This window comes from Gulbenkiania mobilis (genome assembly GCA_004346645.1).
GTDB classification, from domain to species: domain Bacteria; phylum Pseudomonadota; class Gammaproteobacteria; order Burkholderiales; family Chromobacteriaceae; genus Gulbenkiania; species Gulbenkiania mobilis.
The window spans coordinates 53,645-68,776 of the sequence record SMDA01000010.1; the positions used below are offsets into that span (position 1 = coordinate 53,645).

Sequence of the window (15,132 nt, forward strand, 5' to 3'; positions counted from 1 at the left end):
TTCCGTGGAGAAAGCAAGATGCAACAACAAGATGTAGTCATCGTGGCCGCCTGCCGCACGGCAATCGGCAACTTCGGCGGCGCGCTGGCCAAGGTGTCGGCCCCCGATCTGGGTGCTACTGTCATCAAGGCCCTGCTGGAGAAGACCGGCGTGGCGCCCGAGGCAGTATCCGAGGTCATCCTGGGCCAAGTGCTGACCGCAGGCGTCGGGCAGAACCCGGCGCGCCAGGCACTGATCAAGGCGGGGCTGCCGATCGGCACGCCCGCTTCGACGCTGAACGTGGTCTGCGGCTCCGGCCTGCGTGCTGTCCACCTGGCTGCCCAAGCTGTGGCCTGCGGCGACGCCGAAATCGTCATTGCCGGCGGGCAGGAAAACATGTCGATGAGCCCGCACCTGCTGATGGGTTCACGCGACGGTTTCCGCATGGGGAACGCGCAGCTGGTGGACAGCATGGTGCACGACGGTCTGACCGACGTGTACAACCAGTACCACATGGGCATCACCGCCGAGAACGTGGCCGAGAAGTACGGCATCAGCCGCGAGGAGCAGGACAAGCTTGCGGCCAGCTCGCAGAACCGCGCCGAAGCTGCCCGCCGCGAGGGCCGCTTCAAGGATGAGATCGTTCCGGTGATGGTGCCGCAGCGAAAGGGCGATCCGGTTGCCTTTGACACCGACGAGTTCATCAAGGAAGGCGTGACCGCCGAAAGCCTGGGCAAGCTGCGTGCAGCCTTCAAGAAGGAAGGCACGGTCACTGCGGGCAACGCCTCTGGCATCAATGATGGCGCAGCCGCGGTCATGGTGATGTCGGCGGCCAAGGCTCGTGAGCTGGGCCTTGAGCCTTTGGCCACGATCAAGGGCTATGCCCTGGCCGGGGTAGACCCCTCCATCATGGGGATCGGCCCGGTGCCGGCGGTTCGCAAGGTACTGGAGAAGACTGGCTGGACGGTGGACGATCTGGATCTCGTCGAAGCCAACGAGGCTTTTGCCGCCCAGGCCCTCGGCGTGGCGTGCGAGCTGAAGTGGCCGCAAGAGAAGGTCAACGTCAACGGCGGGGCGATCGCGCTGGGCCACCCCATCGGCGCCTCGGGCTGCCGCGTGCTGGTGACGCTGCTGCACGAGATGCGTCGTCGCAATGCCCGCAAAGGCATGGCCACGCTGTGCATCGGCGGAGGCATGGGCGTGGCCTTGGCCGTCGAACGGACCTAAGCTGTATGCGCCGGTCAGCTCCGCCCAGGCGGAGCTGACCGCCTGCTCTTCCCTGAACCGGGCCTTGCGCCCGGTTTTGCGTCTAGACCGGAGCGATCCCCGCTGAGGCGACGCGCCATCCCTCTTTGCTTTTCCCGCGTCCACTGTCCCTTTTTTGCAAACCCCTTATCCAACAGGAGCTTGCAGGACATTTATTGGATTCTCTCCACCAGTGAGCGACCAGGCCCGACATTTTCCTTGCCAAGGCGGATGATTTTGTACAGAATCAAAACACAGCATCAATACGCAAGGCAAAACCATGGCTCAGGGTGGAAAGCGGGAGGGCGCAGGGCGCAAGTCCGCCTTCGGCGGCGACAAGACGGTCCCGATGCGGGTCCCCGAGCCGCTCAAGCCGGTACTGGACAGCTGGCTGGCTGAGTATCGCCAGTTGCGCACGGTGCACGGCAGTGAGGCCGAAGCCATCCACACCTTGGCCGAAAGGCTGTCCCAGCTGTCGCTCCCGTTGTTTGCCAGTCGCGTACCGGCTGGTGCTCCCGCTCCCGCCGACGACCTGCGCGAGGCCGACATCGACCTCAACACGCACCTCGTCAACCGCCCTGCCACCACCTTTCTCGTCAAGGTCAAGGGGGACTCGATGATCGACGCGGGCATTCACGATGGCGACATGCTGGTGGTCGACCGCTCCCTGGAGGCGCGCGCCGGCAAGGTAGTCGTGGCCGTGCTGGACGGCGAATTGACGGTGAAGCGTCTGGAGCGCGAAAACGGGCGGGTACGGCTTTTGCCGGAAAACCCTGCCTACGCCCCAATCGAAGTGCCCGAAACGGCAAACTTCCTCATCTGGGGCGTTGTCACCAGTGTGATTCACAAAGTTGAATGAGGACCAGGAATCATGAAAACCAGTGAACAGATCAAGATGAAGTTTTTGGACTGGCGCCGCCTGCCCAAGGCATTCCGCGCCGTGGTGGAAGGCCAGCCGCAAGTGCTGGTCACCCGTTCGCGTGGCAGTTACTTCGTACCGGTGGAATTCGTCTGAAAATGCCCACCCAGTTTTTCTGCCCGCTTGCCCTGGCATCCGCCTCCACAGTGGATGACCGTTGTGACCCGGATCGGGCTGCCACCTCCGGCGGCCCGACCCTCCCCCACCTTTCCCTGCGGCTGGCCTAACCGGTAGCTGTGCCCCCTTCCGCGTCGCCCTGTAGGCTGGTCAAGCCCGTTCCGCCCTTTCGGCCAAGCTGTCCTTGCCGGCACCCGCGTGCCATGTATGCTCCATGTTGCCCCCACTACCGGACGGCAGAGGCAAGGCCGGGCATAGATCAGCCTGAAGCTGCAGCGCTGACGGCCCCCGCCAAACGCAGGCCTACCACGGCCTCGTCCGTTTCCCGGCGCAGCAACTCGAACAGCTGGCCGGCCTCGGGATAGGTACGGCGCAACTGGCCCAGCCATTGCTTCAGGCGCGCCACCGGATAGCGCGAGCCTTCCCCCTTGGCCCGGCACTGGGTGTAAAAATCCTCCACCCACGGCAGCAGCTGCGCCCACGGCATCGGGTCACCCTCTGTCCCGGCCGCAATGCGCTGCGCCAGGTCGGGGGCAGCCACCAGACCACGACCGATCATCACCCGCTCGCAACCGCTGACGGACCGGATGGTGCGGTAGTCCTCGATGGTCCAGACCTCGCCGTTGGCCACTACCGGCAAGCTGACGTGCTCGCGGATGCGGGCCAGCCACTCCCAGTGAGCGGGTGGGCGGTAGCCCTCCACCTTGGTCCGCGCATGCACCACCAGCTCGCTGGCCCCCGCGTCCGCCACCGCGGCGGCACATTCCAGCGTGTGCGCGGTGTCCTCATAGCCCAGACGCATCTTCGCCGTCACCGGGACATGGGCCGGGACGGCGCTACGCATCGCGGCTACGATGTCATGCATCAGCGCCGGCTCCTTGAGCAGGACCGCTCCGCCCCGATGGCGGTTGACGGTGGGGGCAGGACAGCCGAAATTGATATCGACCGCCGGTGCTCCAAGCTCTGCGGCGCGGGCAGCATTGTCGGCCACGCAGGCCGGGTCGGACCCCAACAGCTGCACCCGCACCGGTGTGCCCGCCCGCGTCCGTGCACCGTTGCGCAACTCCGGGGCCAGCCGGTAAAACATCCGGGCAGGCAGGAGCACGCTGGTCACACGCACGAACTCGGTCACGCACACATCCACCCCGCCCAGACGGGTGAGGATGTCACGCATGACGTCGTCCACGAGCCCTTCCATTGGTGCCAACATCAGCATGACAGGGTAACCTCTTGAAAAAAGGCGGGTATTGTACCTGTCTGGCGTACCCCTGTCTTTCGGCCAACCCTGTATTACGGAGCCTCCATGAGCAACCTCGTCATCCGCCGCGCCAGCTTCAGCGATGTACCCGCCTTTCTGGCACTGTTTGTCGACTATCTTGCCTTTTACCATGTGGTACAGGCCCCAGCCGATTGCCGCCGCTTTCTGGAGAACCGATTGAAGGCCGGCGATGCGGTGGTGCTCCTCGGCAGCAGCGACAGCGGCGCGGTACAGGGTTTTGCCCTTCTCTATCCTGGCTTTTCTTCGCTCACCCTGCGCCCCAACTGGCTGCTGCACGACCTGTTCGTGGCACCGGCGGCCCGTGGGCAGGGACTGGCCGAGGCGCTGATCCGGGCTGCGCAGGAGGAGGTGGCGCGCCAGGGGGGAGAGATGATGCTGGAAACCGCCCACGACAATCTGACTGCCCAGTCGGTCTACCGCCGCTGTGGTCTAGTCCCGGACACTACCTTTGCCACTTGGCGTTGGCACCCCGGGGCGGCTTGACGCGCCCGCAGCGTTGCGGGATGCTCGCCCGCTTTCCCTGAAATTGAAGGCAGAAGCTCCATGACACGCATCCCGGTGATCTTCGATACCGACCCGGGCCAGGATGATGCCGTTGCCATCCTGTTCATGCTCGGCGCCCACGAGGAAATCCAGCCCTTGGCGCTGACGGCCGTGGCCGGCAATGTCGGCCTGCATCACACCTCGCGCAACGCCCGCATCGTGTGCGAGTGGGCAGGCCGCCCGGATATTCCGGTGCATGCCGGGGCCGACCGGCCGTTGCTGGTCGCCCCTGTCACGGCTGAGCATGTGCACGGCAAGACCGGACTGGACGGCGTGCCGCTGCACGAGCCTTCCATGGCGCTGGCAGACGAGCATGCGGTCGACTTCATGGTTCGCACCTTGCGGGAGGCCGCCCCCGGCAGCATCACTCTGTGCCCCGTCGGCCCCCTCACCAACATAGCCTTGGCCCTGCGGCGTGACCCTGGCTGCGTGCGCGGTATCCGGGAGATCGTGCTCATGGGCGGGGCCTACTTCGAGGCCGGCAACATCACCCCGGCAGCCGAATTCAACATCTACGCCGACCCGCATGCCGCCCAGATCGTGCTGCAATGCGGCGCGCCCATCACCATGCTGCCGCTGGACGTTACCCATCAGGCGCAGACCACCGCCGAGCGTGTCAGCCGCTGGCGTGCCCTGCCCAACCGTTGCGGCCCGCTGGCTGCCAATATCGTGACCAGCCTGGAACGCTACGACGTGCAGAAGTTCGGCATGCACGGCGCGCCGATGCATGACCCCTGCGTCATTGCCTATCTTCTTGCGCCGGAGCTCTTTGCCGGGCGCAGGGTGAACGTAGAGGTAGAAACCACCAGCCCGCTCACACTGGGCGCCACGGTGGTGGACTGGTGGGGGACGAGCGGCCGCCCGGCCAATGTGCACTGGATCAACCAGGTGGACGCCGACGGACTGTTCGCACGCATGACCGAGTACCTGGCCCGCCTGCCATGAACGCTTCTTCCGCCGTATCCGCGCAGCCCGTTCCGGGCATCTACCGCCACTACAAGGGTGGCCTGTACGAAGTCAGCGGCGTGGCACGGCACTCGGAGACCGAAGCTTGGCACGTGGTCTACCGTGCGCTCTACGGGGACTTTGGCCTGTGGATACGCCCGCTGGAAATGTTTGTGGAAACGGTTGAGCACCAGGGTGGACCGGTGCCGCGCTTCGCCTTGGTGCAGCCGTTCTGACCATGCACATCTATCGCACCGATGTCTTCCCGATGCCGCTGCCGCCGGGCCATCGGTTCCCGGCAGAGAAGTACGCCCTGCTCACTCAGGCCGTAGCAGGTTTTGCGGCCGAGCAGCTGGCGATCGCCCCGCCAGCCAGTCGGGACGAGTTGTGTAGCGCCCATGCCCCATCCTATGTGGATGCCGTGCTAGGCGGCACCGTGCCTCCCGCGGTGATGCGCGAGATCGGCTTTCCGTGGTCGCCGGGGCTGGTGGAACGTAGCTGCCGGTCGGTGGGCGCCACGGTGTGGGCGGCGCTCAGCGCGCTTGAGAGCGGATGCGGCATCAACCTGGCCGGCGGCACGCATCACGCCTCGGCTGACAAGGGCAGCGGCTTCTGTGTATTCAACGATGTTGCGGTAGCCATCCGTACCCTGCAGCGCAGCGGACGCATCCGGCGTGCGCTGGTGGTGGACCTGGACGTGCATCAGGGCAACGGCACCGCCGCCATCTTTGCCGGCGACCCATCGGTATTCACCTTTTCGATGCATGGTGCCCGTAATTTCCCCTTCCGACGTACGGCTGGCAGCCTGGATATCGACCTGCCGGACGGCACGGGCGACGACAAATACCTCGCCGCGCTTTCGGCCAACCTCGAGCCGGTGCTCACTGCTGCACGCGCCGACATTGTGTTTTATCTGGCCGGGGCCGACCCTTATGCGGGCGACCGCCTGGGCAAACTCTCGCTGACCAAGGCCGGGCTTGCAGCGCGCGACCGGCAGGTGCTGCAGGCTGTGCGTCAAAGCCAGCTCAGCCTGGTAGTAACGATGGCAGGCGGCTATGCGGTTCCAGTGAGCGACACGGTGGACATCCAGACCACCACCGTGCGGCTGACGCTCGAAGCGTTCGGCCAAGCCTTGCCACAGTAGCCACTCCCGCAGGCCTTCCCCCGCCCCCCTGCCCGTTAACGCGCTCCTCCTACGCACTCTCCCCAGCCACGCAGACAGCCTGCAGACCACTGCGCCTTTGGAGCGGTCAGCCACGGATGTTCTCCTTTCTTCGGCACGCGCATAAAGCGGGGACTGCGGGGCGGCTAGCTACTGCTTGCTCTTTTTCCCGGTTCAACAACTATTTACGTGGAGAGGGGTCAGCGGGCTGTAGCCATTTTCAGAGGCAGCTGATCTTTTTATTAAGTGCACATATAATATGTCCACTTACACAAACCGAGGATCTTGCCATGACCGCCTGGAGCACTTGCTGCACGCATGACTTTGACGCGCCAGTAACATCTATCTGGAGCGTGCTGGCCGACACATCCACTTGGAAGGACTGGAATCCGGGCGTCAAATCCATCCGGATCGACGGCCCCTTCGCCAATGGCACCGGATTTGCCATGGAACTGCCAGACGGCACCGTCATCGACAGTACACTGGTTTCCGTGGTCGCCCCTCAGACCTTTACGGACGAAAGCTGCTTTGGCGACACCCTTATCCAGGTCGAGCACCATGTCGAAGCGCTAACGGGTCAGAAAAGCCGTGTCACCTATGCCCTGCGTGCCCAGGGACCGGATGCCCAAGTGATCGGGGAAGCAGCCAGCGAGGATTTCCCCAGCGTACTGCAAGGTCTTGCCGATTACCTTGCACGGAAGACGCAGAAGGAACACCCCCTCCCATGACCGATGCCCCCCTGCCCACAACTTTCAGTGGCCCTTCCGAAAGCCCAGGTTTCCTGTTGTGGCGGATTTCCAACCTCTGGCAACGGGAACAACGGAACGCCCTGCAGCCGCTGGGGCTTACCCATACGCAGTTCGTGGCGTTGGCCGTGGCCAGCTGGTTTGGGCAGGAAGAACCGATCACCCAGGCCCGGCTCTCACAACTGACGCGCAGCGACCCTATGACCATTTCCCAAGTCGTGCGCACGTTGGAGAAGATGGGGTGCTTCGAGCGGGCCCCTCATCCTGAAGACACCCGCGCCAAAGTGATTACAGTCTCCGACGCCGGACGCGAGCTGGCCGCCCAGGCCATACGGATTGTGGAAGCCACCGATCGTGCCTTTTTCGAGCCCCTCGGAAAGGAAACCGCCTCACTGGTGCAACTGTTCCAGAAGCTGCTCAGGTAAGCTGCACCCACGGCCCACTGTCCAGTGCGCGGATTCACGCTCACCAGTGGGCCCGCCTCCTTTCACTTCTGGTCGCGGGTTGGCAGGGTAACGGGGCCGGCATGCCGATATCTGGCAGGGCACTGCCGGGCGCAGACAGCGCAAAGGCCTTCCACTCTGGTCGTACCGGGGAGACGCCACGATTTCAACCATGACAGCACCGGAGGATCCATCCATGGAAAATTCACAGCATACACACCTAGAGACGGCCACCTTCGCCGGCGGCTGCTTCTGGTGCATCGAAACCGCATTCAACCGGCTGCGGGGCGTGGAACGCGCGGTGTCCGGCTACACTGGCGGAGACGTGCCCAACCCCAGTTACCGTGCCGTATGCACGGGCAACACCGGCCATGCGGAGGCAGTCCAGATCACTTTCAACCCGGAGCACATCAGCTACCGCACCCTGCTGGAAGTCTTTTTCAGCCTGCACGACCCCACCACACTCAACCGTCAGGGAAACGATGTCGGCACACAATACCGCTCCGCCATTTTCTATCACGACCAAGCGCAGCACGAGGCGGCGGAAGCCATCGTGAAGGAACTGAACGACAGCCGGGCCTTCGGCCAACCTTTGGTCACCGAAGTCGTCCCAGCCACCCGTTTCTATCCTGCCGAGGACGAGCATCAGCGCTACTTCGAGAAAGCGCCCTACACCCCCTATTGCCAAGTGGTGGTGGCGCCCAAAGTCGCCAAGTTCCGCCAGCACTATGCCAGTCTGCTGAAGGACTAGCCTGCGCACAGCGGCCCCCAGCCGGTATAATGCAGCCTGCATGACTTTCGCCCGCAAGGGGCCGTACACTGATGGGAAACGCCTTTGCGCGCAAACTGCTGTTCCTGCTAAGCCTGCTGCTCGCCGCGCTGGTGGCGGGTACGGTCGGCTACATGCTGATCGAAGGCTGGCCGCTGTTCGACAGCCTGTACATGACGGTCATTACGCTGGCCACCATCGGCTACGGCGAAACGCATCCCCTGAGCGACGAAGGGCGGCTCTTTACCATCGCCATGGTGGTGTTCGGCACCGGCGTAGTCGGTTACGGCCTATCTTCGCTAACGCTGATGCTGTTCCAGGGCGACCTGCCCATCTACCTCAAGCGCAGGAAAATGGAAAAACTGATCGCCCGCCTCGAAGGGCACATCATCATCTGCGGCCTGAGCCGCACCGGGCAGTACACGCTGGACGAACTGCTGCGCTCCGGGTTGGATGTGGTGGTGCTCGAAAAAACTGAAAGCCAGGCCATCACTTTGGAGGGCCGGGACATCCCCTACATCATCGGGGACGCCACGCAGGACGAGAACCTGCAGGCTGCGGGCGTGGACAAGGCGCGCGCCCTGATCACCTGCCTCTCATCGGATGCCGAGAACGCCTTTGTGGTCGTGACTGCCAAAAACCTCAACCGCACCCTGATGGTGGTGTCCAAGGCCGAGACCGAAAACTCGCGTCGCAAGCTGCTGGCGGTAGGGGCAGACAAGGTGGTCATCCCCTCGCATCTGGGCGGACAGAACATGGCCAACATGGTGATCCGCCCCGAAACCCTGCACTTTTTCGAACGGCTGCACCAGCACTATCCCCACGCTTTCCAGGCCGAGGTGCAGCCTGTGGACGCCTTCTGGCAGGGACGTACGCTCGGCGAGTATCTCAGCGTGCAGGAGGGCCGGGTGACCGTGCTGGCGCTGGAGTTGCCGGGCGGAGAAGTGGACTTCAACCCCGCCCCGTCCACTCTGCTGCAGCCGGGCAGCGCCATCATGCTGATCCGCACGGTGCTGTAAGCCATGTTCCAGGCTGCCTCACCGCCCCGCTTCCTGCCCCTGTCGCACTGGCGCCTGCTGCGCCAGGCCCCTGCCAGGGCATGGGTGGCCGCAGGGCTGCTGTGGCTGGTGCTCTTCGGCGCCTTCATGGGACTCTTCCTGTCGATTGCGGTGGACCGACAGCGCCAGAGCTTCGAAGAAGCCACACGCACCATGAAGACGACTATCGAATCGCGGCTGAAAGTGTGCGAGATGCTGGTATTCGGGCTGTCCGAGATCGTGGGCTATCACCCCACGGTACGGGAGGAACGCATCCGGGAATACGCGCTGGAAGCCAGCAGGCGTTACGGTTTCGTGTACACGCTGGGTTACCAGCCCCGTATCACTCTCGAGGAACGCCCACTGTTCGAGGCCGCCCAGGCGGGCCCGGACGGCGAGGCCTTTTCCATTCGCGACTATCTGCACGACGAGACGCACCACTGGCACAATCCGCTGGGCTGGACACGGGCGGGCATCCGCGCCGTGTACCTGCCGTGGATGATGGCCGAACCGCCACTGCCGCGCGCGGCACGGGCCATGCACGGGCTGGACCTGCTGCACGACACCCTCACCGGCCCCACGGTGACACGCGCACTCAAGAGCAGCGAGATCGAGGTGACCCCCACCTTCCGTCTCATGAACAATCAGCATGGCCTGGGTTACGTGCGGGCCATCTACCGTGGCGAGACGGCCCCCAGCGATCCGGCGATCCGCAGCAATGACGCGCTCGGCATCGTCACCCTGGTGGTAAAACTGCCCGGACTGCTGCACCCCACCGAAGACAAGGCGCGTCAGTACGACATGGCCGTCACCCGCTACGAGGGCAGTCCCCGTCGTGAGGCCCGTCCGAATCGCTATGACCAGCTGGTGTACGAAAGCCGCGCCCCGGTGCACCGCACCACCCTCGAACGCTGGCTGCTGCCCCGTCTGGAAACGCGGGTGCTGGTGGACGTGCCCTACTTTCCGTACGAGCTGGCCGTATCGCAGCAGCTGGGCTTCTCGGTGCTGTCGCCGGTGGGACCGTGGCTTGCGATGGGGCTTTCCACGCTCATCAGCTATTTTGCCCTCCTGGTCAGCGCCCTCCATGCGCGACATCGGCGGCTGCGACAGCGCGCTACCGACAACCTCTACCTGGAGCGGGGCAACGCCACCGTGATTCTGCAGGCGATCAGCGACGCGGTGATCACCTTCGACAACGACTTCATCGTCCAGTACCTCAACCCGGCAGCCGCCCGACTGCTGGGCCACCCCTTCCCTCAACGCGCGGTGGGACGGCCGGTCGGCAAGCTGGTGGTCATTCATTACGACCTGCCACGGCAGGCGATGGCCGACCCCTTCACCGAGTGCCTGCAGCGCCGCAGCGAAGTGGGGTTGGCCGAAAACAGCTTCCTGATCCTGGACGGCGGACAGAAGCTGCACATCGAAGGCACCGTCTCGCCACTGTTCGACCGGGGCCAGCAGATGGTGGGTGCAGTACTCACCTTCCGTGACACTGCCCCCGTGCGTCGACGCATGCTGGAGGCGCTGGAAGCCAGCGAACGCCGGCTGCGCCAGCACGAGGTGGAGCTGGCGCGGGTGGCCCGCATCAACTCCATGGGTGAGATGGCCTCGGGCATTGCGCACGAGATCAACCAGCCCTTGTCGGCCATCATGAGCTACTGCGAAGCCAGCCTAAGCCTTCTGGAGGAGGACGAGCCCGACCTGGAGATGATCGGACGGGCGCTGCGCTCCGCCGTATCACAGGCCGACCGCGCCGGGCAGATCATCCACCGCCTGCGCGAATTCGTGGCGCGCAAGACACAGCAGTTCGTGCCGGTGGACGTCAACCATGTGGTGGGCAACGCGCTCATCCTCACCGAGCACGATCTCAGAGCCCAGGGTGTTGAAGTGATCGACCGCACCCGTACGGGCCTGCCGCTGGTGTATGCGGACACCATCCAGCTCGAGCAGGTGGTGCTGAACCTGATCCGCAACGCGCTGGACGCGATGCAAGGGGTCTACCCTTATGGCCGCCTGCAGGTGGAAACCGGCTTCAACGGCGAGCGCGTGTTCATCCGCGTACGCGACAACGGCAGCGGCATCCCACCCGAGGAAGTCTGCCGCATCTTCGACCCCTTCTTCAGCACCAAGGCCACCGGCATGGGGCTGGGCCTGACCATCAGCCAGACCATCATCGAGTCGGTCGGCGGCACGCTAAAGGTATCCAACAACCCGGAAGGCGGTGCAGAATTCAGCGTGGAGCTGCCCCCGCTCAAAACCAGTACCTTTGTGCATACGCAGGAGTTCACCGCGTCATGAACACCACCGTCCCCACCGTTTACATTGTCGACGACGACCAGGCCGTGCGGGACTCCCTGCAGCTCTTGATCCGCGCCCAAGGATGGCGGGTGGAAGCCTTCGATTCGCCCCATGCCTTCCTCAATCACTACCAGGGCGGCGAAATCGGATGCCTGGTACTGGATATCCGCATGCCGCACATCACCGGCCTGGCCCTGCAGGAGATGCTGGTGGCACGCGACATGGCCATGCCCATCGTCTTTATCACGGGCCATGGCGACATCGAGCAGTGCAGCCGCGCCTTCCGCACCGGCGCCATCGACTTCCTGACCAAGCCGGTGGACAAGCAGCGCCTGGTGGACAGCCTCAAGCGCGGCATCCGCCTGAGCATCCAGCAGCACCGCCAAGAGGTGGAAACGCTGGAGGTCACCCATCGCCTGCGCAGGCTTTCCGACCGCGAGCGTGAAGTTTTGCAGCGCGTTGCCGACGGCATGTCCAGCAAGGAAATCGCACGCGAACTGGAGCTTTCGCCGCGGACGGTGGAAGTGCATCGCGCCAACCTTTTCAACAAGCTGGAGGTGGCATCGCTTGCCGACCTGATCCGCTTCTATCTCAAGGCCCTCGAATCGGAGCGCAGCGCGGACACCGACGCTTTGAGCAATACCAGAGCGCCCATGTAGAATGCCGCCATGACCTGTCTGTTCAAGAACGTCGGCCTCGTTGCCCGACACAGCAAGCCCCAGATCGTCGAATCGCTGCGGATGCTGGCCGACCATCTGGCCGCGCGCGGCGTGAACGTGCTGATCGACGCAGAAAGTGCCACGCCCGAGCAGGCGGGCATCTACCCGCTGATCCAGCGCACCGATCTTGGCAAGATCGCCGACCTGGCCATCGTACTCGGCGGGGATGGCACCATGCTCTCCATCGCACGCATGCTGGCGCCGTACCGGGTTCCGCTGGTAGGCGTAAACCAGGGCCGGCTGGGCTTCATGACGGACATTCCGCTGCACGAGATGCTGGCTTCGGTGGATGCCATCCTGGACGGCGAATTCCTGCCCGAGGACCGCATCCTGCTGCAGGCCTCGGTCCGGCGCGAGGACGCCGAGGTGGCAAGCGCCCTCGCCTTCAACGACGTGGTGTTCAGCCGCGGCGCGATGGGCTCGATGATCGAATTTGAAGTCTTCATCGACAACCAGTTCGTCTACAGCCAGCGCTCCGACGGCCTGATCGTCTCCACGCCCACCGGCTCCACCGCCTATGCACTGGCGTCTGGCGGCCCCATCCTGCACCCCACCTTGCAGGCCATTGCCCTGGTGCCGATCTGCCCGCAGTCGATGAGCAACCGCCCCATCGCCGTCAACGACTCGTGCGAGGTGGAATTCATGCTCACCCGCGGGCTGGACGCCCGGGTGCACTTCGATGGCCAGTCGCATTGCGACCTGATGGAGATGGACCGCATCCTGATCCGCCGCTACCGCAATCCGCTGCGCATCCTGCATCCGACCGGCTACAACTACTACGACATGCTGCGCCACAAGTTGCATTGGGGCGAGCGCCTGCTGTGATACCAGACCCGACACCATGCTGCTTTCGCTGAACGTCCGCAACTTCGTTATCGTCGATGCCCTGGCGCTCGATTTCTCACCCGGTTTCACCGTGCTGACCGGTGAAACCGGGGCCGGCAAGTCCATCATCCTCGACGCGCTCGGCCTGCTCCTGGGCGACCGCGCCGAAGGCAGCCTGGTGCGAGAAGGCGCCGACCGGGCGGAGATCTCCGGCGAATTTGACCTGGCCCACCGCCCCGAGCTGGAGGCATGGTTGGCCGAAAACGCGCTCGAGGGCGATGACGGCTTGCTGTTGATCCGCCGCCTGGTGGATCGCAACGGTCGCTCCAAGGCACTGATCAACGGTCAGCCCGCCACCCTGGCCCAACTGCGTGAGATCGGCGAATACCTGGTGGACATTCACGGCCAGCACGCACACCAGTCACTGATGCGCAGCGACACCCAGCGTGCCTTGCTGGACGCCTATGCGGGCAGCGGCTCGCTGGCACGCGAAGTGGAGGCCGCCTGGCAGGCATGGCAACAGGCCCGCAAGACCCGGGAGGCCGCCGAGCGCCGCTCGCGCGAGTCGGACGTGGAGCGCGAACGCCTGGCCTGGCAGATCAACGAACTGACCGAGCTCAACCTGCAGCCGGACGAATGGAATCAGATCAACCAGCAGCACAGCCGGCTGGCCAACGCGGCTGAACTGCTGCAGAGCACCCAACAGGCGGTGGACCTGCTCTCCGAATCGGACAGCAGCTGCCTCTCCGTGCTCTCCCATGTGCAGACCCGGCTGACACGGCTGGCGCATCTGGACCCGCGCCTCGCTGATAGCCTTTCGCTCTTGGACTCCGTCGAAGCAGAACTGCGCGAAGTGGTCTACAGCCTGCGTGACTACGGCAGCGCCATCGACGACGACCCGCAGGAACTCATCCGCGTCGAGCAGCGGCTGGACCTGCTGATGACTACCGCCCGCAAATACCGGGTGCAGCCCGCCGAGCTGCAGGAGAAGCTGGCCGACTGGCAGGGCCAGATGGCGCAGCTAACGGCCGCCACCGATCTCGAATCGCTGAGCGTGGCCGAGTCGGCCTGCCTGGCCCGCTACCGCACCTTGGCCGAAGCCCTGTCGGGCAAGCGCCGCCAGGCCGCCAGCGAGCTCTCCGAGCGCATCACCGCGGAAATGCAGCATCTGGCTATGGACCGGGCCCGCTTCGCCATCGAATTGGCGCCCTTGGCCGAACCTTCTGCCCACGGGCTGGAGTCGGTGGAATATCTGGTTGCCGCCAATGCCGGCACCAGTCTGCGCCCGTTGGCCAAGGTGGCTTCCGGCGGCGAACTGTCCCGCATCAGTCTGGCCATGCAGGTCGTGATCAGCCAGGTGGCCAGCGTACCCACCCTGATCTTCGACGAAGTGGACGTCGGGATCGGCGGCCGCGTGGCCGAGGTGGTGGGCCACATGCTGCGCCAGCTGGGACAGCGGTATCAGGTGCTGTGCGTCACCCACCTGCCGCAGGTGGCCTCGTTCGGGGAAACGCACTGGCAGGTCAGCAAGGCCGAGGAGGCCGGCAAGGTCGTCAGCCGGATCCGCCCGCTGGACGAAGCAGAGCGGGTGCACGAAATCGCCCGCATGCTGGGCGGCGCCGAACTTACCGAAACCACATTACGCCATGCCGCAGAAATGCTGGCTGGCAGCGCCCAGCCCGCACTGGCAAAAAACGTCCAGTGACGCTATCATCCACGCCCTGAGCCCTGTTCCCGCAGGGCCTCACCTCCCCTATGGAAGCTTGGCAGAGTGGTCGATTGCACCGGTCTTGAAAACCGGCAACCCGCAAGGGTTCCAGGGTTCGAATCCCTGAGCTTCCGCCATAAAGCATGCGCTCTTTGACGCGTCAAGGCGCTTGCGTTTGAAAGCTGACCCCTCATTTTTTCGTGGCGCCGGCCCTGGGGCTGCTGCCCAGACCCGGCCCTAGAAACGAGCGTAAGCGACAAGCCGTGGGCCCGTTCTTTACGGCCGCGACACTCCTCCCTTCTTTCCCGCCGGAAGCTGGTGCATGATCGGCCTGTCTGGCTGGCGGCTGGCTGCTTCGGGCAGGACGTCGGCCGCGTAACGCTGCACGCCGGTAACCG

At 64.4% G+C, this 15,132-nt stretch carries 16 protein-coding genes and 1 tRNA gene; 16 read left to right on the forward strand and 1 reads right to left on the reverse strand.

Annotation, left to right across the window (positions count from 1 at the left end; translation table 11 throughout):
• Positions 1–18: 18 nt before the first annotated feature.
• The 3 genes from EV669_RS12950 (at position 19) to EV669_RS14085 (ending at position 2,239) form a co-directional block, all read left to right on the forward strand.
• On the forward strand, positions 19–1,206 hold the full coding sequence (locus tag EV669_RS12950; RefSeq protein WP_055433651.1) for an acetyl-CoA C-acetyltransferase: 1,188 nt from the start codon (positions 19–21) through the stop codon (positions 1,204–1,206).
• 298 nt (positions 1,207–1,504) lie between these two features.
• Positions 1,505–2,083 (forward strand): LexA family protein, encoded by a 579-nt coding sequence (locus EV669_RS12955; protein WP_054285976.1) that lies wholly within the window; start codon positions 1,505–1,507, stop codon positions 2,081–2,083.
• Positions 2,084–2,095: 12 nt separating this feature from the next.
• On the forward strand, positions 2,096–2,239 hold the full coding sequence (locus EV669_RS14085; RefSeq protein WP_162838299.1) for a hypothetical protein: 144 nt from the start codon (positions 2,096–2,098) through the stop codon (positions 2,237–2,239).
• A gap of 280 nt (positions 2,240–2,519) precedes the next feature.
• Here EV669_RS14085 and EV669_RS12960 read toward each other — a convergent pair whose 3' ends face one another.
• Positions 2,520–3,476 (reverse strand): tRNA dihydrouridine synthase, encoded by a 957-nt coding sequence (locus tag EV669_RS12960; RefSeq protein WP_132098908.1) that lies wholly within the window; start codon positions 3,474–3,476, stop codon positions 2,520–2,522.
• An 87-nt stretch (positions 3,477–3,563) separates the two neighbouring features.
• Here EV669_RS12960 and EV669_RS12965 point away from each other — a divergent pair, with 87 nt between their 5' ends.
• From EV669_RS12965 to EV669_RS13025, 13 genes are all read left to right on the forward strand, one after another.
• Positions 3,564–4,022, forward strand: a complete 459-nt coding sequence (locus EV669_RS12965) for a GNAT family N-acetyltransferase (RefSeq protein WP_054285974.1) — start codon at positions 3,564–3,566, stop codon at positions 4,020–4,022.
• A 60-nt stretch (positions 4,023–4,082) separates the two neighbouring features.
• Positions 4,083–5,027 carry a nucleoside hydrolase gene (locus EV669_RS12970; protein ID WP_132098909.1) on the forward strand — a complete coding sequence of 315 codons (945 nt, stop codon included), beginning with the start codon at positions 4,083–4,085 and terminating at the stop codon, positions 5,025–5,027.
• Positions 5,024–5,263 carry a DUF1653 domain-containing protein gene (locus tag EV669_RS12975; protein ID WP_054285972.1) on the forward strand — a complete coding sequence of 80 codons (240 nt, stop codon included), beginning with the start codon at positions 5,024–5,026 and terminating at the stop codon, positions 5,261–5,263. Before EV669_RS12970 ends, EV669_RS12975 begins: the two co-directional genes overlap by 4 nt.
• Before the next feature lie 2 nt (positions 5,264–5,265).
• Positions 5,266–6,171 (forward strand): histone deacetylase family protein, encoded by a 906-nt coding sequence (locus EV669_RS12980; protein WP_132098910.1) that lies wholly within the window; start codon positions 5,266–5,268, stop codon positions 6,169–6,171.
• 308 nt (positions 6,172–6,479) lie between these two features.
• A complete protein-coding gene (locus EV669_RS12985) occupies positions 6,480–6,917 on the forward strand; it encodes an SRPBCC family protein (protein WP_165922749.1) in 438 nt (145 codons plus the stop codon).
• Positions 6,914–7,360: a MarR family winged helix-turn-helix transcriptional regulator gene (locus EV669_RS12990; RefSeq protein ID WP_132098912.1), complete on the forward strand. Its 447-nt coding sequence runs from the start codon at positions 6,914–6,916 to the stop codon at positions 7,358–7,360. The genes EV669_RS12985 and EV669_RS12990 overlap by 4 nt, the downstream gene beginning before the upstream one ends.
• A gap of 214 nt (positions 7,361–7,574) precedes the next feature.
• A complete protein-coding gene (gene msrA, locus EV669_RS12995; protein WP_132098913.1) occupies positions 7,575–8,129 on the forward strand; it encodes a peptide-methionine (S)-S-oxide reductase MsrA in 555 nt (184 codons plus the stop codon).
• A gap of 71 nt (positions 8,130–8,200) precedes the next feature.
• On the forward strand, positions 8,201–9,166 hold the full coding sequence (locus EV669_RS13000) for a potassium channel family protein (protein WP_054287101.1): 966 nt from the start codon (positions 8,201–8,203) through the stop codon (positions 9,164–9,166).
• 3 nt (positions 9,167–9,169) lie between these two features.
• Entirely contained in the window at positions 9,170–11,482 is a 2,313-nt protein-coding gene (locus EV669_RS13005) for an ATP-binding protein (protein WP_132098914.1), read from the forward strand.
• Positions 11,479–12,141, forward strand: a complete 663-nt coding sequence (locus tag EV669_RS13010) for a response regulator transcription factor (protein ID WP_054287103.1) — start codon at positions 11,479–11,481, stop codon at positions 12,139–12,141. The genes EV669_RS13005 and EV669_RS13010 overlap by 4 nt, the downstream gene beginning before the upstream one ends.
• A gap of 9 nt (positions 12,142–12,150) precedes the next feature.
• Positions 12,151–13,026, forward strand: coding sequence for an NAD kinase (locus EV669_RS13015; protein WP_055433642.1), 876 nt, complete (start codon positions 12,151–12,153; stop codon positions 13,024–13,026).
• 16 nt (positions 13,027–13,042) lie between these two features.
• Positions 13,043–14,731 carry a DNA repair protein RecN gene (recN, locus tag EV669_RS13020; RefSeq protein ID WP_055433641.1) on the forward strand — a complete coding sequence of 563 codons (1,689 nt, stop codon included), beginning with the start codon at positions 13,043–13,045 and terminating at the stop codon, positions 14,729–14,731.
• Positions 14,732–14,783: 52 nt separating this feature from the next.
• A tRNA-Ser gene (locus EV669_RS13025) sits at positions 14,784–14,871 on the forward strand.
• The last annotated feature ends 261 nt before the right edge of the window (positions 14,872–15,132 follow it).

Coding starts and splice junctions, on each gene's coding strand:
- EV669_RS12960 (WP_132098908.1), bottom strand. CDS start 3,476: ATGCTGATGTTGGCACCAATGGAAGGGCTCGTGGACGACGTCATGCGT.
- EV669_RS13015 (WP_055433642.1), top strand. CDS start 12,151: ATGACCTGTCTGTTCAAGAACGTCGGCCTCGTTGCCCGACACAGCAAG.
- EV669_RS12985 (WP_165922749.1), top strand. CDS start 6,480: ATGACCGCCTGGAGCACTTGCTGCACGCATGACTTTGACGCGCCAGTA.
- EV669_RS12975 (WP_054285972.1), top strand. CDS start 5,024: ATGAACGCTTCTTCCGCCGTATCCGCGCAGCCCGTTCCGGGCATCTAC.
- EV669_RS14085 (WP_162838299.1), top strand. CDS start 2,096: ATGAAAACCAGTGAACAGATCAAGATGAAGTTTTTGGACTGGCGCCGC.
- EV669_RS13010 (WP_054287103.1), top strand. CDS start 11,479: ATGAACACCACCGTCCCCACCGTTTACATTGTCGACGACGACCAGGCC.
- recN (WP_055433641.1), top strand. CDS start 13,043: ATGCTGCTTTCGCTGAACGTCCGCAACTTCGTTATCGTCGATGCCCTG.
- EV669_RS12970 (WP_132098909.1), top strand. CDS start 4,083: ATGACACGCATCCCGGTGATCTTCGATACCGACCCGGGCCAGGATGAT.
- EV669_RS12990 (WP_132098912.1), top strand. CDS start 6,914: ATGACCGATGCCCCCCTGCCCACAACTTTCAGTGGCCCTTCCGAAAGC.
- EV669_RS13000 (WP_054287101.1), top strand. CDS start 8,201: ATGGGAAACGCCTTTGCGCGCAAACTGCTGTTCCTGCTAAGCCTGCTG.
- EV669_RS12965 (WP_054285974.1), top strand. CDS start 3,564: ATGAGCAACCTCGTCATCCGCCGCGCCAGCTTCAGCGATGTACCCGCC.
- msrA (WP_132098913.1), top strand. CDS start 7,575: ATGGAAAATTCACAGCATACACACCTAGAGACGGCCACCTTCGCCGGC.
- EV669_RS13005 (WP_132098914.1), top strand. CDS start 9,170: ATGTTCCAGGCTGCCTCACCGCCCCGCTTCCTGCCCCTGTCGCACTGG.
- EV669_RS12955 (WP_054285976.1), top strand. CDS start 1,505: ATGGCTCAGGGTGGAAAGCGGGAGGGCGCAGGGCGCAAGTCCGCCTTC.
- EV669_RS12980 (WP_132098910.1), top strand. CDS start 5,266: ATGCACATCTATCGCACCGATGTCTTCCCGATGCCGCTGCCGCCGGGC.
- EV669_RS12950 (WP_055433651.1), top strand. CDS start 19: ATGCAACAACAAGATGTAGTCATCGTGGCCGCCTGCCGCACGGCAATC.